Here is a 26824-nt window from a genome sequence, read left to right as displayed (position 1 = left end):
TGGCCCGGTCATTTGGCCGGGCCAACTAGCTACGTATGAAAAACAGCACCGGTATACAGCGGCTGACTTGGCTCCTGGTTTCAAGTGGGTGGTTAGTGAGTTGTCAGACCACGGACCCCCAGGCGCAGCCAGAAGTCCTTTTCACGCAGCCCGCGAACTTTCCCCAGCCCGTTTACGCGCTTGATCAGAACGCCCCGACGAAAGCCGGGTTCGTATTGGGGCGGGCCTTATTCTATGACGGTATGCTATCACGGGACGGATCAATCTCCTGCGCCGAGTGTCATAATCAAGCCTACGCGTTTACCCACCATCAGCATGAGGTGAGCCACGGCATTGATAACCAAGTAGGTACACGCAACTCCATGCCGATTCAAAATCTGGCCTGGGCGACGAATTTCTTCTGGGACGGTGGGGTTCACAATCTCGATCTGGCTCCCATTGCGCCTATTGAAAACCCCGTCGAAATGGACGACAAATCGAGTAATGTGATCGCTAAGTTGCGTAAAAGTAGCCGGTATCCGCCCCTGTTCAACGCTGCTTTTGGCAGTGAGGAGATCAACGGCCCCCGCTTTTTACAGGCGCTTTCCCAATTCATGCTGACGCTGGTATCGGGTAATTCCCGGTATGACAAATGGGTCCGTAAGGAGCCAGGCGGAACGCTGACCGATGAGGAACAGGCCGGTTTAACCGTGTTCCGGGCCAAATGCAGTAGCTGCCATGCGGGGGAGCTATTCACCGACAATAGCTTTCGGAATAATGGGCTCTTCATTCAGGGTAGTAACGATATAGGCCGGGCCCACGTAACCGAACTAGAGGAAGATACCTACCGGTTTAAAGTGCCCAGTCTGCGAAACGTGGAGAAGACGTTACCCTATATGCATGATGGCCGCTTTTATTCACTCGACGCGGTATTGACCCATTATACCGAAAACGTACAGAAGACACAGAATCTTGACCCACTGCTGCAACAAAATGGACGTCTGGGCATTGCTCTCACCACGCATGAGCAGCAGCAGATTATCGCTTTCTTGAAAACACTGACCGACGAAGCGTTTCTGCGTGATCCGCGCTTTGTCGAACCTTAACATGAATTATATGAAAAACTTTATTCTGGTTGGCCTGATGGCGCTATCGACCTTTTCCGGGCAGGCCTGCGATTTATGCGGGTGCAGTAACGGCGGATCATTTTTTGGCATCCTACCCCAGGGCCACCGGGGATTTCTGGGGGTACGTTACCGGTACAACAGCTTTAACTCGCATTTGACCAGCTTGAATTTAAGCAGCCGGGAACAGTTTCGCACGGCTGAACTCTGGGGGCGATTTTATCCCGCCAAGCGGGTGCAGGTTATGGCCTTTGTCCCTTACCAGTTCAGTCAGCAAACCCTGCTTAAAACCGGAGCTGTAACGCCTTTGAGCGGTTTGGGTGATATAACGATAGTAGCGCACTATAACCTGATCAACACGTTTATGGATGATTCAATCGTCCATGCCGTCAATCATAATTTACTGGTCGGTGGTGGTGTTAAATTAGCAACCGGGCGTTTCCGTTATGACGAAAATAGCCTGTTGGATGTAGCGAACGCCAATTTCCAGTTAGGCACGGGAAGCACCGATTGGATCGGGAATCTGATCTACACCGCCCGCTACAAAAATTGGGGCCTTAACACCGACGTTTCCTACCGGGTAACCACCACGAATCCCAATGGGTACCGCTTTGGGAACCGACTCAACACGTCGGCTTCCGTGTTTTATCTGACCAGTTTAGGCAGCCGATCCATCATGCCCAATGCGGGGGTGTTTGTCGAGCAGGCTGGCCACGACATCCGGGAAGGCGTGATGAACAAGCAGACGGGCGGGTATGCCACTTATTTAAATTTGGGGACCGAAGTGTATCTGAACAAACTTTCCTTCGGCGTCAGTTACCGGCATCCCCTATCGCAGTATCTATCAGAGGGTGAGCTGCTGGCTAACGACCAGCTAACCACGCACGTTACGTTTTTATTCTGAGCCCATAAACGTAATGCCTGCCCGATTATTTCGTTACTAAACGAGTGATTAGCTGGCTACTACATTGACTTCATTCCAAACCCTCTACGGCTATGAAACCATTTATTCTCTGGAGTCTTTCGCTGGGCGTTGTCCTGAGTAGCTGGCTGATGGGCTGCACCAATCAACAGCCAGACCCCGATACAGGAACCCTGCAACTTACCTTTAACAATGTCGTCGGTAATCAGGATCTACAGTTGGCTACGGGTAGCTATACCAACTCCTCGGGCGAGCCGTTCGGGGTGAGTCTGCTCAATTATTTTGTCAGTAATATCCGGCTTCAACGGTCTGACGGTAGCACCTACACCGTACCCCAGGACAGCAGTTATTTTCTGGTTCGCGAATCCGATCCGGCTTCCCAGACAATTACCCTGCACGGGGTGCCAACTGGAGCCTACACGGGCGTTACGTACCTGGTTGGCGTGGATAGCCTGCGCAGTACAATGGACGTGAGCCGTCGCAAAGGCGTGCTCGAACCGGGGGGCGGTCATAACGGCGGTATGTACTGGGATTGGAACTCGGGCTATATCTTTTTTAAGCTTGAAGGAAGCTCACCGGCGGTGGCTCCCGATCCGACGGGCGAAAGTCGATTTCAGTATCACGTCGGTTTGTTTGGTGGCTACGATTCCAAAACTATCAATAACCTGCGCACCGTCAGCCTCCCCCTGTCGGGGGGCGGCCTTCAGCTGGGCGTTGGTCAAACGGCTGGGGTAGTCATTCAGGCAGATGTGCTGAAGGTCTTCGAGGGTTCAGCCCGAATCAGTCTGGCCGCTAACCCGACGGTCATGGTTTCGACCTTCTCGTCCACCATCGCTTCGAATTATGCCGGTATGTTTCGCGTCACCCATCATTCCGCTCAGTAGCTATGAATCGTTGGGCATTTGTCAGTCTATTGCTGAGTGCGGGTATTTTCGGGCTGGTGGCGGCTTGTCAGCAGACAAAAGGCGTAGAATCAATTAAACCCGATCCGTCGCCGGTGGTCGATTATCAGACGACGCCCTACCCCTGGAGTAGACCGGCTAATTTTCCTGATCCGGTCTATGATCTGAACAAAAACCCGCTTACGTATGAGGGGGTGGCCTTGGGGAAAACGTTATTTTTTGACGGCATGCTTTCCCAGGACGGAACCATTACCTGCGCGTTCTGTCACATACCCGAAACCGGATTTGCCCATACCGATCACGTGCTGAGCCACGGCATCCGGGATCAGCGAGGCCCCCGCAATGGTCTGGGCCTTCAGAATATGGCCTGGAACAAGGCGTTCTTCTGGGACGGTGGCGTTCATGATCTGGATCTGGTGGCTATCTCGCCCATTCAGAATCCGGTCGAAATGGGCGACACCTTAACGCACGTACTCGACAAAGTTCGCCATAGCGCCAAATACCCGGCCTTATTCAAAGCCGCTTATGGTAGCGACACCATTACCTCGGAACGCTTTTTAAAGGCCCTCTCCCAATACATGCTGACGCTGGTGTCGGCTAATTCGAAGTATGACAAATATCGACGGGGCGAAGACGGGGGCCAGTTCACGGAGCAGGAGCTTCGGGGCCTAACCTTATTTACCCAGCACTGTAGTGGCTGTCATACGGGTGAGTTGTTCACCGATCAGAGCTTTCGCAACAATGGTCTACTACCTAATCCGAATGCGAAAAACCCAGATTTAGGGCGTTATACTATTACGCTGAATGAAACCGATAAGTACAAATTCCGAGTGCCCAGCCTACGCAATATTGACCGTACATTACCTTACATGCATGACGGTCGGCTGGCCAGTCTGGAACGTGTGCTGAATCACTATGCTACGGGTGTTCAGGATAATACGTCATTGGACGCTTTGCTTAAAAAAGGGGTTCAGACTGGTCTTCCCTTAAGCAAACAAGATCAGAAAGATATCATCAGTTTCTTGTACACCCTGACGGATAACACATTTTTAACGGATCGTCGGTTTAAGCCATACTAGGAGTTTATCGCTGAACATCAAAATAGATAAACGGCATTCAGTGTAAAATCATGAATTACTAATTCTCATAAAAACGCTCCTTCCTGAGACAAAGAAACTTTTCAAGTATCGTCTCGGATAACCGGGCGTTTAAAGAAACGCTTTCCTGAAAATTATTCTGGGCTACCCGTCCGTGTACCTTATCTAGGTTAGACGGCTTGAGTAGACTGCGCTCGGTGCGCATAGAATGAAAGCATGGCGGGCAATAGACTGGATTCGGCTAGGTACGGAACGGCAAACGTTTGGGTGGCCAGGGTTTCAGCAATGGTTTTTATAATGGTTCCCTCCGCTAACGCCCGTTTTTTTAGTAGCGGGTCCTTCAGGCCCGATAGAGCTGACAGACATTGGTTGATCACCCAGGCAAAGGGCGTAATACCCGCTCGTTTCAAATCGGTTTGTAGAGCTTCGGCTTCGATCATGGGGGTCGTTTCGGGCAACGAAATCAAGAGAATCCGCGCAAAGTGGCTATCCTGTAGCGACATGTAGGGCGTAGTTATTTTGCCCGAACTGCGCCCGGTATTTTTCATCACTTCCCGATGGTAACTCCCCGTTGTATCCAGCAGCAACAGCGTATGGCCCGTGGGAGCCGTGTCCATCACCACAAACTGGCGTTTGGCCCGGTGAATGGCCGATGAGAACGCATGAAACACCGCCACCTCTTCGGTACAGGGCGACTGTAAGTCTTCCAGTAACAACGCTTTTCCCTCCAGGCTGAGGTTGACTCCTTTTTGGGCAACGACCTTATCGATATAGCGCTGGGTTTCCCACTTGGGATCTATTCGCTCGACAGTCAAGGTGGCGGGTAATTCGGTCAGTTGATTGATAAAATCCTGAATATGGGCCGCCGGATCGGTGGTGGTGAGCAGGACTTCATGCCCCCGGTTGGCTAGCATCGTCGCGATTGTAGCCGCTAGTATCGTCTTGCCAACCCCGCCCTTACCCATCGTCATAATTAATCCGCTGGTACGGTCTTTTTCCAGTTCGTCAACCAGCACCGTCAAATCAGGAAAGGTAGGCTGGCTTTCCATAGACAGCGAATGGGCTTCCGTACTGAATTGCGTTTGTAAACCCTGATCAAACAAAGACCGCAGTTTTTCCAGCCCCAGCAGGTTATAGGGTAATAAGGGAAAGGTCGTTACGGCTAACCGGCTCAAATCCGAAGGCAGCGCGGCCAGTTGGGTTGCCGCCATTGTTTCCATTTTTCGGGCGACCGGATCGGTTTTGTCAATCGTCTTGAAAACCCCGTTGATCAACAACCGTTGGTTGTTCATCCCTAAGTCAATGAGCTCTAGACTAGTTCTGGCAGCTTCCTTCAGCGACGCGGTTTCGGCCCGACTGACCAGGTAGAAGGTGGTCAGAGTGCTATCCCGTAAACTGGTTATCACGTGCCTGTAGCGATCTTTGCTGCTTTTCAGGGCCGAGGAAGGCCCAATGCAGGAGGCACCGCCGGGATTATGCTCCAGAAAGGTATCCCAGGCGGCCGGTAGTTCTAACAGCCGCAGGGTATGGCCCGTGGGGGCGGTATCAAAAATGACAATCTCATACGAATCGGGTCTTTCTTCACCCGTGATAAAGCGGGAAAATTCGTCAAACGAGGCTATTTCGGTGGTACAAGCCCCCGATAAGCCTTCGTTAATTTTTTTCAGTTCATCTGGTGAGTGCATTTCCCTTAGCGGCTCCAGCACCCGACTTCGATAGTCTTCCGCCGACACCTCCGGATTGATGTTGATGGTAAACAGATTTTTCAGGGCTTTGTGCGGGCTGATCTGATTGCCGACTTCCGTATCCAGAACATCGGCCAAATTAGAGGCAGGGTCCGTACTGATGAGCAAGACTTTTTTACCCTGATCGGCCAGGCTTACCGCCGTGGCACAGGCCAGCGACGTTTTTCCGACGCCCCCTTTTCCGGTGAAGAAAAGGAATTTAGTGTAGGTTGTCTCCATGTTACTGATCGTAGCGGGTAGTGCCGGTTGGTATACGGGCACCGGATAAATAGATAAAAGTAGGTGGATAAGCCCGTCCAATGACTGATTTTCCTTAACCCGGTACCTGTTTCTGATCAGCAGAAACCGGTTTTGAGCCAGAATCAGTTGGACTTATTGCCGGAACCCATTACCACAACACGGATTAGGAAAGCGTTCGTACGCAAGGTCACTGGTAGAATAATCACGATAGGACCTCCCAATAGCTCTAGCCGAAGATATCGCTAGCAGGTATTTATATCGTATCTTTACGATAGAAAATAAATCTTTACCCCATTTTCTTCATGTCTGCTATGACTGTAGTGAACCGATTAACCGTGCTCTTCCTACTGGCAACGACCATCGTACTGGCCAGCGACCCAGGTAAAAAGACGATTGTGAACGAGGCTCTGGTCCCGTATATCAACACGATCAAAAAAGAGTTTGCCGCCATACCGGTTGATCGCAAAGCTGAACTGGACAAAATTGCCGGGTTCATCCAAACCAAAGTAAAAGCGGGTCAACCCGTTCAATTGACCTATATCTGCACGCATAACTCCCGACGGAGCCACTTTGGCCAGATCTGGGCCGCCACCGCAGCGACATACTACGGCATCCCCAACGTGAAAACTTTTTCCGGGGGCACCGAAGTGAGTGCTTTTAACGAGCGGGCGATAGCGGCCTGTAAAAAAGCGGGATTTGATATTGCTAAAGTATCAGAAGGACCGAACCCCATGTATGCCGTCACTTACGCTTCTAGGCTAGAACCCATCAAAGCGTTCTCCAAGAAATACGATGATGCCAGCAATCCCCAAAGCAATTTCCTGGCGATCATGACTTGCTCACAAGCCGACAAAGCCTGTCCCATTGTGAAAGGCGCAGCTCTACGGGTAGCGACGCCTTATGACGATCCGAAAGCCTTCGATGGCACACCCCAGGAAACCGTTAAATATGACGAGCGGTGCAAGCAAATTGCCACGGAAACTTTTTACGTTTTCTCAAAAGTAAAGGTGGCCATTTAACCGGCTCAAAGATTTTATTCATCGCAATATTGCAATGAATAAAAAACGGGCTACCTTTGGGATATGGGACTGACCAAAACCGAAATATTCACCGAGGAACAAAACCGCATCGCGGATCTGGCAAAGGCATTTGCTCATCCGGCACGGGTGGCTATCCTGCAATTGCTGGTGGCCCGGAAAGCATGTGTCTGCGGTGACTTAGTAGAAGAACTGGATTTGGCCCAGGCGACCGTTTCCCAGCATCTGAAGGAGCTAAAACGCATCGGTATCATTCAGGGCGAAATCAACCCGCCCCGCGTGTGCTACTGTATTAATCCCCCCGTATGGGAGGAGGCCCAACGCGCCTTCGGAGCCATCTTTGATACGTTTGTGCCCGCTACGTGCTGCTAATAAGTAGCGCGTATTTTTTTGACCGAATCAATCGTAATATTACATTATACCAATAGAAAAACAAATGGAAACTGCCGAGCAAATCAAAGAAGTCGTGCGCCAGAAATACGGCGCGATTGCCGAACAGCCAGAAGAGAATAGCTGCTGCGGCCCCACCTCCTGCTGTGGGCCTGAAACCGTCGCTAATGTACCCATTGATATGACCGTGGGCTATGACGAGTTGAAAGGCTACGTCGCCGAAGCCGATTTAGGATTGGGTTGCGGCCTACCCACACAATTCGCTCAGATCAAACCTGGTGATACGGTGGTGGATCTTGGATCAGGTGCAGGCAATGACTGTTTTGTAGCCCGTGCCGAAACTGGCGAAACTGGCCGCGTGATTGGCCTGGATATGACCCCGGCCATGATTGACCGCGCCCGCAAAAACACCAAGACGCTCGGCTTTACCAACGTCGAGTTCGTCTATGGTGACATCGAGGACATGCCGTTGCCAAGCAACTTGGCTGACGTGGTAGTAAGCAATTGTGTGATGAATCTGGTTCCCGACAAGCAAAAAGCTGTGGCCGAAACCTTTCGCATTTTAAAGCCCGGTGGTCATTTCAGCATCTCCGATATTGTGTTGAAAGGTGAATTGCCCGCAGGCTTGCAACAGGACGCCGAACTCTATGTGGGTTGCGTCTCGGGTGCCATCCAGAAAGCCGACTATTTGCAGCTCGTGCAGGAGAGCGGCTTTACCAACATCACCGTGCGAAAAGAGCGCGAAATTTCTTTGCCAGATGATGTGCTGAAAAACTATCTGTCAGTCGAAGAAATCGCCGATTATCGCCAGCAAGATAAGGGCATTTACAGCGTCACCGTTTTTGCTCAAAAGCCCGCTGATGCCCCAACGGCAACGGCTTCTTGCTGTGGCCCCGATTGCTGCAACTAAATCCGAAAACGACGAATCATCATGAAAAAAATCCTAGTGCTTTGTACAGGCAATTCCGCCCGTTCCCAGATGGCCGAGGGCTATTTGCAGCATTTCTCGGGCGACCGTGCCCAAGTCTATAGTGCAGGTGTTGCGCCCCACTGCGTCAATCCATTGGCCATTCAAGTGATGGCCGAAGACGGTATCGACATTTCACACCATACCTCGAACCATGCCGACGAGTATGTGCAAATACCCTTCGATTACGTCATCACGGTTTGCGATAATGCCCGCGAACAATGTCCGTATTTTCCCACGGCGGGCGAAATGATCCATCACAGTTTTCCCGATCCTGGCCACACCGCATCGGCCGGTACGCCGGAGCGGGACCGCCCAGGCGAGGATAAATTGACTTCCTTCCGCCGGGTGCGTGACCTGATCAAAACTTACAGTCAGGAATTCATCAAAAGCCGGTTAGGCGAACCCGTTCCGCAATAACCTATGGCCCTCTACATCGAACCTGCGCAACTGGCTGATAAAGCGGCAATCATTGCCCTGCTAGAACAAGGGCACCTATTGACTGAGGATTTACCAACCAGACTTGCTGATTTTGTCATCGCCAAAGAGGAAGGCCGCCCGATCGGGGTAGCTGGTCTGGAACGCTTCGGCCTGGTCGGTCTACTACGTTCGGTGGCCGTCGATCCACAGTACCAGGGCCAGCAGATTGCCGCCCAACTGGTCAGCCGATTGATGGAAACCGCTCAGGCATCAAGCCTGGAAAACGTATATCTAATCACCAATACGGCTGACCGTTATTTTGAGCGGTATGGCTTTCAAATCGTTAACCGTCAGGAAGTGCCTGCGGCCATTCAACAGACGCAGCAATTCAGCGAACTATGCCCATCATCGGCCATCGTCATGAAACGCGCGCTAACTCAGGATCAATCATGAGTGTCCCCCGTCTTTCGTTCCTCGACCGCTATTTAACCCTTTGGATCTTCCTAGCCATGCTGATCGGCGTGGGCATCGGGTATTTCTTCCCGCAGTCGCAGGGCTTCATCAATCAGTTTAATTCCGGCTCGACCAATATACCGCTGGCCATTGGCCTGGTGCTGATGATGTACCCACCGCTGGCAAAAGTTCGTTATAGCGAGTTGCCGAAGGTGTTTGCCAACACCAAGATACTGGGCCTGTCGCTGTTTCAAAACTGGATCGTCGGCCCTTTGCTCATGTTCGGCCTAGCCGTGGTGTTTCTGCCCGATAAACCCGAATACATGACCGGCTTAATCATGATCGGCATTGCCCGCTGCATTGCCATGGTGATCGTCTGGAATGACCTCGCCAAAGGCGACCGGCTTTATGCCGCTGGCCTGGTGGCCTTCAACAGCATTTTTCAGGTGCTGTTCTATTCGGTTTATGCCTACGTTTTTATTACCGTGCTGCCGCCCTTATTCGGGCTGAAAGGCTACACCGTCAACATCACAATTGGCGAAGTAGCTAAGAGCGTTTTCATCTATCTGGGTGTGCCGTTCCTGCTTGGATTGTTCTCGCGGATCATTCTTACCAGGCTGTTCAGCCGCCAGTGGTATGAAGAACGCTTTTTACCCGCCATCAGCCCGATAACGCTCATTGCGCTGCTGTTTACCATCGTCGTCATGTTCAGCCTCAAAGGGCAGTTGATCGTGTCTATCCCTCTTGATGTGGTGCGTATCGCCATTCCGCTGACGATCTATTTTGCCATCATGTTTTTTTCGGCCTTCTACCTCTCGAAACGAGCTGGGGCCGATTACGGCAAATCCACGTCGCTGGCCTTCACCGCAGCGGGCAATAATTTCGAGCTGGGCATTGCGGTAGCCATCGCCGTTTTCGGCATCAATTCCGGCGCGGCCTTTGCCGCCGTGGTTGGCCCCCTGATCGAAGTGCCGGTGCTGATTCTGATGGTCAATTTTGCGCTGAAACAAGAAAAGAAGTTTGCCCCCCACTACACAAAAGCCTTTCAAAAACACGCATGAAAATTGCCCTGTTTTCGGACATCCACGCCAATCTGCCCGCACTCGATGCAGTATTGGCCGACATCGACAGCCGCCAGCCTGACGCGGTGTATTGTTTGGGGGATCTGGTCGGTTACAACATCTGGCCGAACGAAGTGATCCGCACCATTCGCAAACGAGGCATTCCCACCATCGCCGGGAATTATGATTATGGCATCGGTCGCGGCTCCGACGATTGCGGATGCGCCTATAAAGAGGAGCAGGAAAAGGCCAATGGCAAAGTGTCCATTGCCTATACTAATGCTCAGGTAGGTAATGATGAGCGGCAGTATCTGCGCACGCTCCCAACTCATAGTCGGGTTGAATTTGAGCTAGGCAATGACCCCGAACACCTTTGGCAGCAACAAACCCCATTCACGCTGCTGCTGGTGCATGGCAGCCCCCGGCGCGTAAACGAATATCTGTTTGAGGATCGGGGCGACCGCAGTTTGGGCCGCGTGATCGAGGGCGCGGGAGCCGATGTGATGTGCTTCGGCCATACGCACAAACCCTTTCACAAAGTGGTGAGTGCCGAAGCAGAAGGCCAGGAAACCTATTGGCGTCATGCCATCAATATTGGTTCTGTGGGAAAACCTAAGGATGGTGATCCGAGGGCCGGTTATGTGCTGCTGACCATAGACGAAACAGCGCGGCCAGGTTCGCGCGAAGGGGTTGCCGTGGAATTCGTGCGCGTTGCCTACGATGTAGAAAAAGCAGCCCAAGCGGTTGAGCAAAGCGAATTGCCGGATGCCTACGCGGAAGCCTTGCGCATCGCCCGTTGATCGACTTACTCGACCGCTCCTAAATCTCCCAGCGTATGAGAAAGATCCTCTGTTGGTTCGCCATTGCCGGGATGCTGTATTTTATGGCAGCTCCCGGCCTTGCTCAGTCGAGCAGTCATTTTCTGATCGACAACACACGGGAGGGCGCGTGGCGCTATACCAGCGTCAGGGAAACACCCTACCAGAGCAACGGGCGCGTAATTCAGCACCAGTTAACCACGCTGGGAAAGAAGCTCAATCATTTGTCGGTAGTCGATGCCCCGGCCTATTCGCAGCTCCAGGGCGAATTGCACGGCTACTTGCAGCGGCTCGAAAACGATTCCCCCGATTATGGACGCGTAGAGGTATACCATGCCGTTTTACTACGCCTGATGCAGTTCGAGGAGTCGATTAAAGAAATCCTGGTCGAGAACAGGCAGCGCGATTCGCATCTACTAGCCCCCGACGCTATAAAACCGGATGAAGGCCAGCAAGCCGCCGTGCTGCCCTATGCGCTGCTTTTCCGTCGCCAAGATCACCGCTCTAAGCTGGTGCATATCGTCACCAATGAGAAAGTCACGGTTCTAAAGCATGGCCCCACTTACTGCCTGGTGCGATGCGGCCCCTACGAAGGATATTTGCACAAAGGAATGATTGTTCGGTAGAAGCCTCTAATTGGGCTTTGCAGCCCTGTTTTATTCACAAGCAAACGGTCGTTAATAATTGAATGAGTTGAAAGCGGATCTCACAAAATGCTCCAGCATGAGATAAAAACACCTTTAAGTTTATGCTATAAAATGGGGTAGTTAATGAAACGAATCATCAACGGGTACTGAGTCTGGCGTTTCCCACTTTAGCGACTATAACGTGAGAGTTTACTCATTCAGAGATGTATTCCTTCCTTTTACTACTTCAGCTTGGTGCGTAACCATGCTCGTACCGGTTCATCGTACCACTTCAAGCTGGCATAAGCTAATACAATAGCGCCTGAAAATGTCAGCAGGGCATAAGGCCAAACCTGCCACAAGGTGATGCCTTTGTGATTGCTTACCCAGGCTACGTAAAAATAAACTAGCACATAATGGGTCATGTATAAGGGATAGGATAGATTGCCCAAAAACTGACAAATTTTCGCTTCCCTTTGATTATGCACGACACCACTGGCACCGATATAGACAATGAGGGGAAAGACCAGGATGATGCAAAACGCTTCGTATAGCCCATTCACCCAAAGATGGTCGGCTCCACCTAATCTGGGCATTAGCAAAACAGCCATAACCAGCCCGCTGCACCATACGAACGCGTGGTTGATATAAACTGGCCGGGCTACCCGAGAAAGGAGCAAACCGGCAAAAAATGGGAATAGTGTACGTGTCAAGCCAACCCGCATATGCTCACCATTCAGTGTCCAGCCACCGGTAACATCTCCGTTGAGATTCGTAACCGCAAAATGCAACAGCACGGCACCGGTTAGAACCACGAAACAAGTCAATGCTTTCGTTGACAATTTTCTCAGCCCCAGCCCGTAGAGTATGTTGGCGATATACTCGAAAAATAAGGACCAGCCCACACTATTGAGTGGATGCATTTCTTGCCAGCCGCGTATATCCATTGACAGGGGAATGGGTACAAGCGTACAGCCGATAAGCCAAACGACGATCAGCTTCCACACGGGAACGGTATGAATAAGAGGCCATATCGTTGAGTCGGTAAAGTAAAAGCCTAGGGCACCCAGCGTCATGCCCAGGACAACCAGTGGTTGGAGTCGCTCGAAGCGTCGCCGTAGAAAGCCGCCGATGGTTAACTGACCCCATCGGTCGTCGTAGGCATACCCAATGACAAAGCCAGACAGAAGAAAGAAGAAATCAACGGCCAGGTAGCCATGATTTACTATATTGTCCAGGTGGCTGCTGGCCAGCGGCTCGGTCAGGTGAAAGCAGACTACGATCATAGCAGCTACCCCCCGCAGTCCATCTAAGAGTTGATAATGCGGCTTAGTGCCAAACGGGTTATTATTCATTCGCTCAGGCATTACGCAATGCCAAGTGATTAGGCGGCCAAAAGTAGGTCAAAGGGAAACCAACTCGATAACTTATCTCATTTCTTGAAGCCACTCATCCATCAGACGAACCAATCATCGACGGCTAAAGAACGGGGCATCAAGTTATTAACGATGAATCTAGAATCATCTTATGAAATGCTCCGATGCGAGACGCCAAGGCTTAGATGCATCTGCTGCTTAATTGGGGCGTTTTACAAAACTATGATCAGAGTAGGTCTCCGAGCAGAATCGTACCGGTCCGCCGTGGTCCGGCATTCCGGCGCGGGGCAGTAGCCGACCGACGCCCAGCACGGTCGAGATGCCAAGCGTGGCCCGGACGCACTACCGCCTTTGTGGACCTGGATAAATCCTGATACTGGAGTGAAGTACTCGTAGCGTCTCAAATAGACGACAAGTGCTTTAAGCTAAACAGGCAAATAAATGGTAAAGGCAGCCCCTTGCCCGGGTTGACTCCGGGCCGAAATAGCACCCCCATGATTGGTGACTACCTTCGCACAGATAGCCAGCCCAATCCCCGTTCCGGCATACTCGCTCTTCCCGTGCAACCGCTGAAACACCTGGAAGATACGGTCCAGGTACTTCTCATCGAAACCGATCCCATTGTCGATGACCTCAAGCTGGTGATAAGCTACCGCGCGCCGGGCTGGTTTGATCGTTGGCGGGAGGTGTTCCGCAGCGAGCCAACGGCTCCGGATCTGAACCAGGGGGACCACGCCAGGCTTACGAAACTTAAGGGCATTACTGATCAGATTCTGGAACAGTTGTTCTAACTGGCTGCGGTCACCTTCCAGGGTTGGTAAATCGTCCACCTCGATCCGCGCGCCCGTCTCATCAATGACCAGCTCCAGATCGGTCAGTACGACTTGTATAACGGCGGGCAACGCCACGGGTCCGCTCGTGTCTCGTTGCGTTGAGATGCGCGAGAAGGTGAGCAAATCGCGAATGAGGGCCGACATGCGCGATGCCGCGGCCTGCATCCGTTCCAGATACGGCAGGCCATCTCCCAGGGTAGAACCCGACCGCTGACGCAGAAGATCGCCAAACTGCTGAATCTTGCGCAGGGGCTCCTGCAAGTCATGCGAAGCCACGTAAGCAAAGGTTTGCAAGTTGTCGTTGGAACGAATCAGCAGCGAGTTGGCCTCCTCCAACTCTTCATTCAGGGCCGCATATTCTTCATTACTGGCTTCCAGTTCTTCGTTATTAGCCGCCAGTTCTTCGTTGGTGGCCGCCAGCTCCTGCGTACGTTGCAGTACCTGTTGCTCCAAATCTTCGGACAAGGTTCGGTATCGGGCTTCGCTAGCCTCCACCTGCTGGCGGGCCAGCACCTGGGTGGTCACTTCAATCGCCGTAATGACCACCCCCGTGGGTTGATCCAACGCATCCCGAAGGGCCGTGTAGATGTACTGGTAATAGCCCGTATGGGGCTGGCCGTAGCGCACCAGCTCAAATCGTTCTTCGGGCTGCTGAAAGGCCTCGCCCGTGGTGAGCACCTGCCGGAGACGACCCAGCAGAGGAGTCGGCTCAAGCTCGGGCATGGCGGCTATAAATGGCATTCCGATGATGGAGTTATCCCGACCCAGCATCGCCAGCATGCCTTCATTGATGCTGTGAATGAGCATATCTTCCCCCAGCAGGACCACATTGGCGACGGGTGAATTATACAACAGGTTTTGGGCGAAGGCTTCACTGACTTTTAGTTGCTGCTGGGCTATGACCGCTTCGGTCACGTCAATGGCGATATCCAGAATGGCATACACCTCCCCAGCCGCATTCCGGATGGGACTGTAGGAAATATTGTAATAGTTATCCGTCAGCACCCCGTTCTGCACAATCTTCACCAGCGAACTCGGTGAGATAAAGGAGTTACCCGTGGTAAAGACATCGTCCAGAATCTGCAGGAACGGCTGGACTTCGGTGAGCAGTTCGGGCATGACCTCCCGTAAAGGTAACCCGGCGATGTGGGGTCCCTTGCCCACGATGTCGATAAAGGTTTGATTGGGATTTTCAATCACCAGATCCCGCCCTACAAACACGCCGATACCCGCCGGAGCTGTCGCCACAATGGCCCGCAGCTTACTTTCGCTTTCTTCAATTTGTTTACGCGTCACTACCTGCTGAGTCACATCCGTAGCGACCACCAGGATCGCCTCTACAGCACCCAGCGCTCCCTTCTGAGGTTGGTAAGTCAGGTCCACGTAGATGGTTGTCAACTGGCCATCCCGCAGGATACCGACCGCCACCTCAGGGGCAACAAACGGGTTTCCCGTCGCAATAACGTTTTTGAGGATCTCATCGAAGCCCTGGCCGGTTAGCTCGGGCAGGGCGTCCAGCAAGGGTTTACCCACAATGTCCTGGGGTGGGCGAGCCACTAATTCCCCGTAAAACGAATTAGCCCACTGGAACACCAGTTCATCACTGGCACTGATGGTAGCCAGGCCCACCGGTGACTGCTCAAACAAAGTCAGCAGTTGCTGTTGGCTCTGTTCAACGCGTTGCTGAGCCAACACTTGCTCGGTGACATCCTGAGCCGTTTCCAGAATGGCATAGACCTCTCCCCCGGGAGTGCGCAGGGGCTTGAAATCGTAATTAAAGTAAAAGGTTTGTAATTGACCCTCGATCACTAAGTCGGCCCGACCCCCCTTCGCCTGGTAGGTTTTACCCGTGGTGAACAACTCATCCAGGGTGGTTAGAAAGTGTTGATCTTTCAGTTCGGGTAGGGCTTCGGCCAGCGGCAAGCCAATCACGTCGGGTCCTTTCCCCCACACCTGGATCATGGCTTGGTTGGCCACCTCAATGACCAGCTGCCGCCCCACAAACAAACAGGTGGCTACGGGTGCTTCTTCAATCAAGACACGAAAGCGGTCTTCACTCTGCTGGAGAGCCGCTGCCTCCTGTTGCTGAGCCTCTACCTGCTGCGTTAGTTCCTGGGATACCCCCGCCAAGCGGATAGGCTGACCCCGCTGATCGAGGTAACGCCGACCCGTTGAGCGAATCCAGTGGGTACGGCCGTCCTGGCCAATGCTGCGGTAGGATACCTGATAGTTTCCATCTGATTGGGGATTCAAAGCCCATTGCATGGCCTGATTGACCCCCTCGACATCGTCCGGATGAATGTGGTGCAGTGTATCGGAAAAGGAAAGCTGATGGCTGGTAATGCCGAAGAGTTGACAGCACCGCTGGTCCAACAAGACTTGGTTCGTGGGGAGGTCAATTTCCCAAACGCCCAGATCCGCCGCTTGCAGGGCCAAATTAATATCCAGTCGCTCGGTGAGTTGTTTGCTTCTATCAAGTGGCCGTTGATCGCCGGTCATAACTAATCAAAGAAAATACAATGCAAGTTAAACAGAGCTTACAACTTAATTATGGCAAAATAGTAGTCCATACTCGGCACGCACTCGATGATTAGTGCTATTAGCGACCGCATGGCTGGTCTGCTGGTGTTAGACTATGGCTACATCGGTTATCAACCTTGAACAAGAACTGCCCAACTTACATTGCAAAACATGCATGAGGGTTATCCGTGGGAACGTGCCGTACAGATTCTGCCTGGGGACTCAGGAGCCGAGTTTGTAGGCGATAATGGCGACATTATTCCTCTGTGTCGTGGGAAGGTTGTTGAGGCGTTTAGTATTGTACTGAGTAACTAAGTGACAACGATCGTTCCTGCTTTTCAGCACTTGTTTGCTCCTGTCTCACCAAACCCTGATTTTGAGGATCAGTAAAGAAAACGGTCGTTTTCTTTACTGGCTGGTTACCAAGCAGAATACAGCCTATTTTGGCCCATTTAAAGGCAATAAACCCGGTAAACCTATTAAAGTAAGCTTAGCTGCGTCGAGTACTGAGTTTTCTAACTCTCTATTTTCATTTTGGCCCCGTTTTGCAGTGCAGACCTTTGTTCTCAACGCTCTCGAAGATACAGGGTTGTAATGCCTTGTCGGAGGTGAATCGGGTAGTTTTTCAACTCCCGGTCAATTAATTTGTGATCATGGGGCACCGATTCATTAATGTACTCGGGATCAATGAAGATGATGTTGAGCCGCTCATGTACCTGATGGCCAACTCGCTCGGTGTGCTTGAGTAAGTGTTCACTACTGGTGGTCGTTTTCATACTGGCCAGATCATCAAAATAACGGTAGGTACAATACCAGTAGTAGTATTTATGGTGATAATTGGAAAAACAGGCCTGGTAGGCATCCGGCTCTTGCCTCACCCTGCGCAGGAGTTCGTCCGTTTCTCGAAGTTCTTTGAGCTGGCCCACGCTAAGCTGCTCCATCAGGGATCGGTTTAGCAAGTCATCCCGATAATTCTTGATATGCTGTAGCACGTCTCCATGAATTACTTGACGTTCAATGGAATATTTGTGCTTGTAAAAAAAGGAAAGCGATATGGCGGGCTTGTCATAATTAACCAATTTTAGGTTTTTCAGGGGCTTGCCGGGTCGGTTGTAAGCCTGATACTGGGTCATAAACTGCATGGGAATAAAGTAGTATTCCAAGTGTTGATCCGGCGGTGGCGGGTTACTGATCTGGTTTATTCCCGGTGAAAGTTGAATAGCTTGGGTTTTGAGGACGGTACGAAGGGCTGCCAACGGGGCCTCATCCTCTCGTTTCGTGGGTTTTTTAGCCATAGTCATTTAGAATTATTTATTTACTATAAAAGTAAATAAATAATTCTTTAAATACTAGCGGTTTTCATTTCCCTTTCCGAAATTTTTTGCATTGATCTCTTAATCTCTTATCAATAATTTATTTGATTGATTTAGGGGACTTATAAACTACTAAATATCAGTTCTTTATAAGCATAAAACGGAGGTTCAGTAAGTCTATAAAAGAGGTTTGGTAGGTCAAGATTCTTATGGGCAAATCCCTTCTTTTTTACCTTGAAAAAGCCCGAATAGGAGGTTATTGTGTGACAAAAACACATGTATTGGGTATCCAGTATAACTGATACAATACTATATTTTATGAAGCAAAATGACATACAATTCAATTAGTTAGAGCCATGAATTCATTTTAACGGTCGATTGAATGAAACGGATAGAAAACGACCCTTTCAAATGTTTCATTCACGGTGGCGGAACACTTGCCGTTCGCCTAATCAAATTTCACGAAACCTTCCCATCTAATGAGTTTCCTGAAATGAATTATACGTTTTAAGTAGTTCAGGTAGGATAGCCCTGCCTTTTTGACTGTAAATAGTTCAAATACAGTTATTTATAATCACAAGTGAAAGTAGTATACCACTGTTACACTTTACTTGAATACTCTCATACCATCTAAATGCTATATCACATTAAACACCTTTGCCGTATAAGCGCCCATGGACTGAATTCTTCTGGAAGCATTCTTGACGACAATCTCATGAAGCTTTCTGTGAATAAAGACAATCTCATAATTTTCAATCACAAACTTCGCCTGATCGGGACGAAGTTTAAATTCACTGATTAACTTCTGTTCCAACTCTGATGGAGTGGGCGTGATAATATGCGTTTCCTTTTGCTTTATGGTCCACTTGAGCAAGACAATTCGACGATTCTCGCGCTCTGGATAAAATTTAACGAACAAATCTGAATGCTTATTCACTTCTGCTACTGCTGGCTCAAGAACCCGGCGCTTGAGATTATCCCAGTCTGGATATTTATCCTCTAATTTTAGTGCAGCGCGCAGATTGACAATAGTACCCTTCATAAGTCCCATACTTTTCCATTGCGATAACATTTCATATAACCGCTTGGAGTATTTACCTGGAATATTCATGGCCTCGTTATAACCAAAAATAGTTATACGATTTTCCAGATTAAACAAATAGGGACGCAACTTACTGTCTATGCAAATCGCTATTGTTCCTTCATTTGTATTATATTGTACAGAGGAAAAAGGGGCTACCTGGATGAACCCGTTTGGAACAGCAATCGTCATGATCTTCTGCATCATGTTTTCAGTGGCCTTCCGCAAATCTTCATACGGGTTCTTAGTATTGGTAACACTCATAATATCACGAACCCGAACAAGATATTCTTTCCCCGGCAGGTCATCGGCTCCCAACTGTGATTGAACAGTATAAAATATATTTTTCTGGAGAGCCGTCATCTCATACTGAGCCGTCGTTAAGGCATTGCTCTGAAATAAGATCTCACTCATCCGCTTGGGAGTGAGCAGGGAAAGTTGGTTTGAGGGTGTCCGCATAGGTGTGTTATCCACATTTAATGCCGAAACCTAACAAATAAAATAACATGTACGGAATTGACGAGGTTTTTGTACGGGATAAAAAATTGGCTACTAGGTTAGTGTACGGACTTGAGACAAAATGTTACGAGGTTTTTGTACGGAGATAGCGAGGTTTTTGTACGGGAGTGACGAGGTTTTTGTACGGGGATACCCCTTGTAAACTATTGATTGACAAGATATTAGAAGAGAGTTAAAGTATCAAAATAGATTAAAATAAAATTGATTCACAAATAATTTGAAAAAGAAGCGTCTAGTGTAAACCAAAGAAAAAGTAAATTCGATATAAGAAAAAGACAAGAAATCAGGAAGCGAGGAAAAAAAATCATCAATTACAGACTATTGAATAATACATTCACGAGGTTTTTGTACGGTTTTAGAGTTAACTATCTATTAAACAGTTAGTTGGCCATTTATTTATAAGTTTATTTACAAAAATAACGAGGTTTTTGTACGGTTTTAGACATTAGTATATTGATAATCAACAAGTTATTTTACGTTTAATACGGTTAAACAGCCACAAGACATAGATCTAGTAATACATCCATGTCTTGCAATAAAAGAAAAAGAAAACGAACACGAACACCAGTTTTCTATTTTGTGCGAGGTTTTTGTACGGTTTTCGGCTAAATATATGATAATCAATTAATTATAATTTTGTTTACCTGATTTAGTAGTCAATAACTGAAAATCAACAATTACAAAGACTGGAATAAACCTGCTAATACGAGGTTTTTGTACGGTTTTCAAGGCAACTTCTGAATAAGTCAACTCACACAATCTTCTCTCACATTACCGAAAAAAATTGGTCAACTATCCGTTCACCCGTGAGTACATACTCTGAATCGCATAAAGACGCTCTAGGGGATTATTCAGTTGATTGGTGGTAAACTGTCATTCATATAAGAAAAGCTTACAGTAGCACTTATATAGCTTGATATAGGATACCTTCCCGGAAATCAGAAAAATAACTACTACCACTCAACAATAGGCTAAAAACAGATACTCGACAAGGTCTAAAGATCCATTATCGAATCAATACTAATATTCCCTTCTTAATATTTCTTATGCCGTTTTGAGCATGCCACTCCATCTGATAAGTATAAACACCAGGACTCACTAAATCGCCTTTGTAAGTGCCGTCCCAATATTGGCGCTGTCCTTGTTTAGAATAAAATATTTTTTCACCCCACTTATTATAAATATTAATAATAATGTCCTCTAAAACCCTGCTTTTAATCTCCCAAGTATCGTTTACTCCGTCATAGTTTGGGCTAAAAGCATCAGGAACGTAAACCTCTGATTCGCATTCCTCAGAAATAGTAACCGCTTGTCTCTGCAAACACTGTTGCCCATCCCTGACCTCAACTTCGTACTCTCCTTTGGATAGATCGTAGAATAAAGGTTGCTCCTGGAATACACCTCCATTCAACGAATAGGTTAATGTACCTTGGCCATCAGCCACAACTGTTAATCGACCTGTATTCGCTCCACAGGCCGCCGACTCACTTAGTAATTGGTCAATTCGGGGTGCAGAACTTGCCAGAACCTGAGCATTTCTGTCGACGGTACAACCATTGCCATCTTTTATATAAATTCGGTAAGTAGAGGCCTTGAGATTAGTGAAAGCAGGATTCTCTTGGAAAGTCAAACTATCGATGCTATATAACAGGGGATTGGTTGTCCCTAATGCGGTAATCGTCAAACTCCCATTGGCTTGGCCACAGGTAGTGGCCAGAACCTCCACATTCTGAATGACAGGAGAGGACAATTGAACCAATGTTACCTTGCTGGTAACCAGACAGTTATTAACATCTCTAACCTGTACTAAATAATCTCCAGCTTGTAACTCTTCAAAATCAGGAGTTGAGCGAAAATGTATTCCATCAATTGAATAAGCGAGCGGTTCACTATTCGATCTGGCTACAATGGTTAATGCTCCATTCGTCTTGTCACAGACTGGATTTCGGCCTGTCACCATGGTAATGATAGGCGAACCTTGCTGTGATATAAGTAATTGAGCAAATTTATCTTAGATTAACTACCTTAGGTTCATGAGCCGCAAAGAAAAGCATATCGATCTAAACGAATCAGAACAAATAACTTTACGGGAAGGGGCAAAATATCATCCTAAACCTGAATTTAGAGAAAAATGTCGAGCTCTTTTGTTGAACCAAGCTGGTGTGACCATCAAACAAATTGCCACTCATCTAGATGTCAATCATAATACGGTCGGAACATGGATAAACACCTGGGAAACAGCAGGCATTGTTGGCCTAAATCGAAAACTAGGCCAAGGGCGTAACCCCTAGCTAGCTAGTGATTTGGGACGGCGCATCGATCCACCGCAGTGAGGTGGTAAAAACCTTTCTAAAAGAGCGGCCAGGTCGGATTCATTTGGAGCGTTTACCGGCCTACAGCCCTGAACTTAATCCAGTCGAGTTGGTCTGGAGTCAACTAAAACGAAGTTTAAAAAATCAAGTATTTAGCAGTTTAAAAGGACTCGCAGTAGCCGTTTTGGAACAGGTACGGCTTTTAGAGCAAGACCCAAAACTGGTTAAAGCCTTTTTCCGTAAAAAAGAGATAGGCTTTATTACAGGCTAATGCACGGCTCTATAAGCCAAACTATTGGCTATCTTTTTTGAGCTGTACTTACCTTTTGTATGGTGGTCAAAGGACTTTACCAACTATTTTGTTAAGGCAGAACATGCAGAGTTGAGAGGTAAATATCGTCTACCTCTATCGTACGTTTGGCTCTTTTCGAAAGGAACGGGAAATCTTGCCTCTGTAAAAGCACTAGCGATCTGTATTGGAGGATCGGTCGACAAACACGCATAAGCACACAAGCCTGAGCATATGTATGCTCAGGCTTGTGTTATACAGTGAGAGAAGAGTTATTTTTAAACAGCCTTGCTCTTTATGGCCTTCAATTGTCGGATGGCGTCCGGTAGACGTCGGTTACTAACGGGTAGCCAGGCTCCCGCAATTAAAGCTTCACCACGCTTGTTTGGTATCGGACGAATTTCGTTGATGTAATCGGGATTGGCTGCACACATTCTGTGCAGACGAACAAAATGAGGAAGTTGTGCCGTACAATATGATAAGGTTCGGCTGATCAATAGCGTAGGGGCATCCGTGAAATAGATCCGGGTATAGTTCCCTTCGCCGATAAGATGAGTTATTCGTCCCGCCTGATTACCTAACGCTGAGTGTCTCATAGCTCGAATATCGGATGATTATCTATAACCTACGATGTGAGTAGACTTTTGGATTTTTGATTGGGAGATTTAGTGTGTCGCAACTGAACATAATACCTGGAAGTTTTCTGAATAAAGAAGTACAGATGGATAGGTTTACAACACTACAAAATAGGAGATATTTACTCTGGTCGAAACGGACATAAAAAAGCCACTCACATGGTTGTTGCTGTAAGTGGCTGATTAAAGGTGGGCGCTATTTAAACGCTTAGTCGTCTCGTTTTTTTAGCGTTTGTACGACTTTGCCGTTTTCCACGAGCCGGGTTTTCAGAACGGTTTGTTTGGGTATTGTGAATACTAACATTGGCTGTGTGGCTTCAGGTAAGGGAGATTTCGTGACTGTCGTGTCGGCTAAGCGAATGTAGCGCACCGTAAGCGTTGAGTCCTGAACGAATACTCTGCTGACCGAAAGTTTCGGAGGTGTTTTTGTCGATGATAAGACAATACCAATTGCCATTTCCTTGTCAAAATTAGGGGCGTCGCGCTTGCGGAAGGAGCCGTTTGTTGCCGGGTCGAATATTTGACTAAAGGTAGCGGCTTGCTCGAACACAAAAAGCGTAGGCTTTCCTTTGTTTACGGGAGCGTCGGCATGTAGCAAATAGCCGTTGAGCAGACGATATTTCAGGTTGGTTTGAGCCAGGGCGAGTAAGCTGAAAAACAGGCCAATAGCTATAAAAAGAGGAGTGCGATAATAACGTTTTAACAAAGCAAAAAGAGGCATAACTGGATAACAACTAAAGGATAACTCTACTTTGCTAACGTCAGATGGCAGGATTCGGTGTATGTATGAATAGAAAAAGATAAGTTATTCTATGGGGAAGCTGACTTACGACCAACTATTTACCTGATTAGTAGCTAATGACTACCTAAGGTTGCTTGGCTTCTGAATTCTGGGGATTCTGGACGGTCATACCCGCCACGTTAAAACAGGAGTTCTGATTGTCGCTCTTACATTCGAATAGGTCAAATGATTCGACACCCTTCTCTAATCGCTCAAAATAGAGGATGAAAGGCACTTTTTCCTCGTTCTTAATCTCGCGGGTGTCGGGCGACATAGGGATGCCTTCCGTTTTTAACAACGCATAGGTGCGTTTTCCGTCCGAGGAGGTCAGTATTGCTTTGGGGTTGAACGATATGTTGCTGGTGCCAAAATAATTGTTGTCCCGAGCGTTCTTGTCTTTGCCGAATGTTATGTACAAAACCGTATAACTGGCCGTCAGGCGAATGTCGGTTACACGAATATCGGGGTCCTGCGAATGACCAAGACCACCCTGCGGGTCTGGATAGAGCCGGGGTAAAACAGCCGTTACGGGCTGGTTGGGCAGGTAGTATTCGGCACCATCGGCGGGAGCGTTTCCCACCGGGGTTCGGTGCGTTGCACAGGCTGAGGCCAATAGGAAGAGGGCGACGAGGGCTTTCATAAAGTTAAATTACGTCCTTTCACCCAAATAACCAATAACTTAACTCGTCTGTTTTGCCGGAATTTCTATAGATAGCGTTTCCCAGATTTTATCGTACACATCAATAGCCGACAGGGTTTTGCCCACGTTCTGGCTGCTCACAAAAACAGGGTGATACTCGGGAGCTGCACCCAGGCGGCCATGCGATCCTTTTACCAGCGTAGCATCCAGCGAAATCACGTTCATCAGGTAGCGGAAGCCAAGAAGTTTACGGCCTAATTTATAGCCCGCTTTTAGCTTGATAAGCGGATTCGTCTGATCCATGAACATTTCGGCTGGGTCGTAGCCGGGCTTCTGGTGGATGGCCACCAAACGGGCGTAGTCGGGGGCACGGGCATCATCGAGCCAATAGTAATAGGTAAACCAGCTATCGGCATCGGCAACCACAACCAGATCGCCGGAGCGTTCGTGGTCGATGTGGTATTTCTTCTGTTGTTCTTTATCCAGTACCAGCTCAATGCCGGGTGTTTTTTCGAGCAGGGCACGCACCTTATCAAAAACCGAAGCATCATTGATGTACACATGGGCAATCTGATGGTCGGGGGTGGCGAAAGCGGGCGAAGCACCGGCGTCGAATACCTCCAGGCCGCGTTCTTCGCGGTAGCGAATCATCCCGGCTTCGCGCAGGATCCTGTTTATGTGAATGGGTTTACTCACGCTTGTAATGCCGTATTCCGACAGTACAATGACTTCGGCACCCTGCTTTTCGTAGTACTGAATCAGGTCGCGGCAAACGTCGTCGATTTCGCGCAGGTCATTGGCGATTTTCGAAAAATCCTGTCCTGACTTCTGGAGACAATAATCCAGGTGAGGCAGGTAGATCAGCGTGAGGGTTGGGTTGTGCCACTTGTCGACCAGCATCGAGGCATCGGCAATCCAGCGACTGCTTTTGATGGTGGTAGCGGGTCCCCAGAATTGAAACAACGGAAAGGTGCCCAGTTCCTGCTGAAGCCGGTCGCGTAGATCGGCAGGTTGGGTGTAGCAATCGGCTATCTTCATCCCGTCTGACGGATACTGCGGCCGAGGTGTAGCCGAATAATCGGCAGAGGAGTACATGTTGTACCACCAGAACATTTTTGACACCGTAAACGCAGGATCGATCTGTTTGGCCCGTTCCCAGATTTTCTCGCCCGCCACCAGCTTGTTGGACTGTTTCCAGAACTTCACTTCCGAGTCGGTACGGTCATACCAGCCGTTGCCAACAATGCCCGTTTCGCTGGGCCATTTGCCGGTTACGTAAGTAGATTGTACCGACGTTGTCAGGGCCGGGAGCATGGGGTCGATAGTGGCCTGGTGCTTGCTGGCAAACCACTGTTTCAGGAAAGGCGTGTGTTCGCCAATGAGCGAATACGATAAGCCTACAACGTCGAGTACTACGGTCTTTTTCATAATAGAAAGTTAAACGCAACGAGCGCCATGACTAACGCAAAGGCGCGACGGATTCGCAGCTTTTACGAATCCGTTTCGCTTGTTGTGTTTGACGAAAATTGTTGAACCCACTTCATTTCTCGTTCTATCGAGTCAACTAACTCTTTTTTCAACTCATTGGGCAGCACGCCCCAGGTATAGGTTTCGACTTCCAGTTGATTCGTGAACATACGATCGGACTGCAACCGGAGAACTTCCCGAATGTCATCCTGTGTAGACTTGAGTACGCCATAATCGGACACGAAAAGGGGCACATGAAAATGAGCCCGCCACTCGGCATGCGTGTCGTTCAGGGCGGCCAGCGCTTCCGGTAAATCCGGAAAACGAAGCAATTCGCCATAGTTGGTTCTAGCCACCACCTGGTGCAAATAGGTTGGTTCGTTGAACTCCTCAAATGCCTGTCGAACAGTCTCCCGCTCTTCGGGATCCGTTGGAAACTCAGCTTTTAAAGCGGCACTGATCTGAATTTTACCGACACGCAAGCCGTAATTTTTCAGTTTATCAAGTACCTCCGCCGGGCGTTCGTAATCCACCGCAAAATGACAAACATCGTAGCATAACCGAACGTGTTCGCAAATAGCGGCTTCGGCTTCTTCATCGGTCAGCCTGAACTCTTCGGTTAGTTGCTCAATGCCCATCGGCAGCAGGTAGTCTGTAAACCAGCTGATAAACTCGTCGGCGGTTTCGATTACGCCGTCTGGTTCGGGTTCCAGATCGAGGTGCATCAGACGATCGGTTTGATGGTGTAGCCGAATTAGATCGGCCACCACTTCGAGAATGTTTTGCGTCGTCTGCGACAATATATAGTCGCGGGCGGCTGGTTGCTCCCACTCAAACCAATGACGGTAGGAGAGGGGCGAAGTCGAAACACCACCCTGAATGGGATTGCCGAGTTCATCGACCGGTAACAAAACGGATAAAATTCGAAACAGCCGTTTGGTATATTCAACCCGTGCTTCGGTTGTCCAGTCGGGTGTGTGAACCTGATCTTTTACAACCGTATCGTGAAATCCGCCAAACGGGAAACCGTTCATTGTGAATACGTAACAGTCGTTTTGAGCCAGCCAGTGCTGAAAGGCTATCAGGTTTTCGGGAATTTCCAGTTCTTCACTGGCTATATTTGACAGACGCAGGCCCAGCCCAAAAGCCTGATTCGGCGACAGTCGCTGTTTTAATTCGGGAACAGCCTGTTGAAGGGCCGCAAAGTGATCTGTCCAGGTTTCGCCCGGATGAATATTGGTACAGTAACCCAGGTGGCCGATGAGAGTTTTCATAAT

Annotated in this window: 25 protein-coding genes; 14 read left to right on the top strand and 11 right to left on the bottom strand. The window is 49.1% G+C overall.

Translation table 11 applies throughout. The annotated features are described in order from the left end of the window. The first annotated feature begins 35 nt into the window (after positions 1-35). The 4 genes from CWM47_RS34835 to CWM47_RS34820 all read left to right on the top strand — a co-directional run bounded on the left by CWM47_RS34835 (position 36) and on the right by CWM47_RS34820 (position 4006). On the top strand, positions 36-1085 hold the full coding sequence (locus CWM47_RS34835; RefSeq protein WP_100993115.1) for a cytochrome-c peroxidase: 1050 nt from the start codon (positions 36-38) through the stop codon (positions 1083-1085). A 10-nt stretch (positions 1086-1095) separates the two neighbouring features. Further along, on the top strand, positions 1096-2007 hold the full coding sequence (locus tag CWM47_RS34830; RefSeq protein WP_100994169.1) for a hypothetical protein: 912 nt from the start codon (positions 1096-1098) through the stop codon (positions 2005-2007). Positions 2008-2099: 92 nt separating this feature from the next. Beyond that, a complete protein-coding gene (locus CWM47_RS34825) occupies positions 2100-2909 on the top strand; it encodes an MbnP family protein (RefSeq protein WP_100993114.1) in 810 nt (269 codons plus the stop codon). A 2-nt stretch (positions 2910-2911) separates the two neighbouring features. Beyond that, positions 2912-4006, top strand: coding sequence for a cytochrome-c peroxidase (locus tag CWM47_RS34820; protein ID WP_100993113.1), 1095 nt, complete (start codon positions 2912-2914; stop codon positions 4004-4006). Between the two features lie 188 nt (positions 4007-4194). On the opposite strand, the gene arsA is transcribed toward CWM47_RS34820, so the two are convergent. Next, a complete protein-coding gene (arsA, locus tag CWM47_RS34815; RefSeq protein ID WP_206170569.1) occupies positions 4195-6030 on the bottom strand; it encodes an arsenical pump-driving ATPase in 1836 nt (611 codons plus the stop codon). Positions 6031-6320: 290 nt separating this feature from the next. On the opposite strand from arsA, the gene CWM47_RS34810 reads away from it, so the two are divergent. The 8 genes from CWM47_RS34810 to CWM47_RS34775 all read left to right on the top strand — a co-directional run bounded on the left by CWM47_RS34810 (position 6321) and on the right by CWM47_RS34775 (position 11781). Continuing rightward, positions 6321-7028, top strand: coding sequence for a low molecular weight phosphatase family protein (locus CWM47_RS34810; RefSeq protein WP_100993111.1), 708 nt, complete (start codon positions 6321-6323; stop codon positions 7026-7028). A 63-nt stretch (positions 7029-7091) separates the two neighbouring features. Next, positions 7092-7418, top strand: a complete 327-nt coding sequence (locus tag CWM47_RS34805; RefSeq protein ID WP_100993110.1) for an ArsR/SmtB family transcription factor — start codon at positions 7092-7094, stop codon at positions 7416-7418. A gap of 64 nt (positions 7419-7482) precedes the next feature. After that, the gene (locus CWM47_RS34800) at positions 7483-8346 is read left to right on the top strand and encodes an arsenite methyltransferase (protein WP_100993109.1); all 864 of its coding nucleotides are present in this window, start codon (positions 7483-7485) and stop codon (positions 8344-8346) included. Between the two features lie 21 nt (positions 8347-8367). After that, positions 8368-8823 carry an arsenate reductase ArsC gene (locus CWM47_RS34795; RefSeq protein WP_100993108.1) on the top strand — a complete coding sequence of 152 codons (456 nt, stop codon included), beginning with the start codon at positions 8368-8370 and terminating at the stop codon, positions 8821-8823. A 3-nt stretch (positions 8824-8826) separates the two neighbouring features. Next, positions 8827-9276 carry an arsenic resistance N-acetyltransferase ArsN2 gene (gene arsN2 / locus CWM47_RS34790; protein ID WP_100993107.1) on the top strand — a complete coding sequence of 150 codons (450 nt, stop codon included), beginning with the start codon at positions 8827-8829 and terminating at the stop codon, positions 9274-9276. Beyond that, positions 9273-10337: an ACR3 family arsenite efflux transporter gene (gene arsB / locus CWM47_RS34785; protein WP_100993106.1), complete on the top strand. Its 1065-nt coding sequence runs from the start codon at positions 9273-9275 to the stop codon at positions 10335-10337. The genes arsN2 and arsB overlap by 4 nt, the downstream gene beginning before the upstream one ends. Then, the gene (locus CWM47_RS34780; protein WP_100993105.1) at positions 10334-11137 is read left to right on the top strand and encodes a metallophosphoesterase family protein; all 804 of its coding nucleotides are present in this window, start codon (positions 10334-10336) and stop codon (positions 11135-11137) included. The genes arsB and CWM47_RS34780 overlap by 4 nt, the downstream gene beginning before the upstream one ends. A gap of 35 nt (positions 11138-11172) precedes the next feature. After that, a complete protein-coding gene (locus CWM47_RS34775; RefSeq protein WP_100993104.1) occupies positions 11173-11781 on the top strand; it encodes a hypothetical protein in 609 nt (202 codons plus the stop codon). Positions 11782-12023: 242 nt separating this feature from the next. Here CWM47_RS34775 and CWM47_RS34770 read toward each other — a convergent pair whose 3' ends face one another. From CWM47_RS34770 to CWM47_RS34750, 5 genes are all read right to left on the bottom strand, one after another. Next, positions 12024-13148, bottom strand: coding sequence for an acyltransferase family protein (locus CWM47_RS34770; RefSeq protein WP_240625607.1), 1125 nt, complete (start codon positions 13146-13148; stop codon positions 12024-12026). 434 nt (positions 13149-13582) lie between these two features. Further along, positions 13583-16489 (bottom strand): PAS domain-containing sensor histidine kinase, encoded by a 2907-nt coding sequence (locus CWM47_RS34765; RefSeq protein WP_100993102.1) that lies wholly within the window; start codon positions 16487-16489, stop codon positions 13583-13585. Positions 16490-17076: 587 nt separating this feature from the next. Further along, entirely contained in the window at positions 17077-17805 is a 729-nt protein-coding gene (locus CWM47_RS34760) for a hypothetical protein (RefSeq protein ID WP_100993101.1), read from the bottom strand. A 655-nt stretch (positions 17806-18460) separates the two neighbouring features. Continuing rightward, entirely contained in the window at positions 18461-19318 is an 858-nt protein-coding gene (locus CWM47_RS34755) for a replication initiation protein (protein WP_157816155.1), read from the bottom strand. Positions 19319-20429: 1111 nt separating this feature from the next. Continuing rightward, positions 20430-21383, bottom strand: coding sequence for a gliding motility-associated C-terminal domain-containing protein (locus CWM47_RS34750; RefSeq protein WP_100993099.1), 954 nt, complete (start codon positions 21381-21383; stop codon positions 20430-20432). A 73-nt stretch (positions 21384-21456) separates the two neighbouring features. Between CWM47_RS34750 and CWM47_RS34745 the strand changes: the two genes are divergently transcribed. Both CWM47_RS34745 and CWM47_RS34740 read left to right on the top strand, forming a co-directional pair. Next, the gene (locus tag CWM47_RS34745) at positions 21457-21714 is read left to right on the top strand and encodes a helix-turn-helix domain-containing protein (protein ID WP_100993098.1); all 258 of its coding nucleotides are present in this window, start codon (positions 21457-21459) and stop codon (positions 21712-21714) included. 7 nt (positions 21715-21721) lie between these two features. Then, a complete protein-coding gene (locus CWM47_RS34740; protein ID WP_262511996.1) occupies positions 21722-22006 on the top strand; it encodes a transposase in 285 nt (94 codons plus the stop codon). Between the two features lie 296 nt (positions 22007-22302). Here the strand turns inward: CWM47_RS34740 and CWM47_RS34735 are convergent, their stop codons facing one another. The 5 genes from CWM47_RS34735 to eboE form a co-directional block, all read right to left on the bottom strand. After that, positions 22303-22620 carry a LytTR family DNA-binding domain-containing protein gene (locus CWM47_RS34735; RefSeq protein WP_100993097.1) on the bottom strand — a complete coding sequence of 106 codons (318 nt, stop codon included), beginning with the start codon at positions 22618-22620 and terminating at the stop codon, positions 22303-22305. Positions 22621-22867: 247 nt separating this feature from the next. Beyond that, a complete protein-coding gene (locus CWM47_RS34730) occupies positions 22868-23380 on the bottom strand; it encodes a hypothetical protein (protein ID WP_100993096.1) in 513 nt (170 codons plus the stop codon). A 145-nt stretch (positions 23381-23525) separates the two neighbouring features. After that, positions 23526-24080, bottom strand: a complete 555-nt coding sequence (locus CWM47_RS34725) for a hypothetical protein (protein WP_100993095.1) — start codon at positions 24078-24080, stop codon at positions 23526-23528. A 39-nt stretch (positions 24081-24119) separates the two neighbouring features. Beyond that, the gene (locus tag CWM47_RS34720) at positions 24120-25508 is read right to left on the bottom strand and encodes an alkaline phosphatase family protein (protein WP_100993094.1); all 1389 of its coding nucleotides are present in this window, start codon (positions 25506-25508) and stop codon (positions 24120-24122) included. Between the two features lie 62 nt (positions 25509-25570). Next, positions 25571-26821 carry a metabolite traffic protein EboE gene (gene eboE, locus CWM47_RS34715; RefSeq protein ID WP_100993093.1) on the bottom strand — a complete coding sequence of 417 codons (1251 nt, stop codon included), beginning with the start codon at positions 26819-26821 and terminating at the stop codon, positions 25571-25573. Positions 26822-26824: the final 3 nt, after the last annotated feature.

Origin of the sequence: Spirosoma pollinicola, assembly GCF_002831565.1 — a bacterium.
GTDB lineage: Bacteria > Bacteroidota > Bacteroidia > Cytophagales > Spirosomataceae > Spirosoma > Spirosoma pollinicola.
Note: the sequence above shows the minus strand (reverse complement) of the source record. Positions and strands in the feature narration are given on the sequence as shown.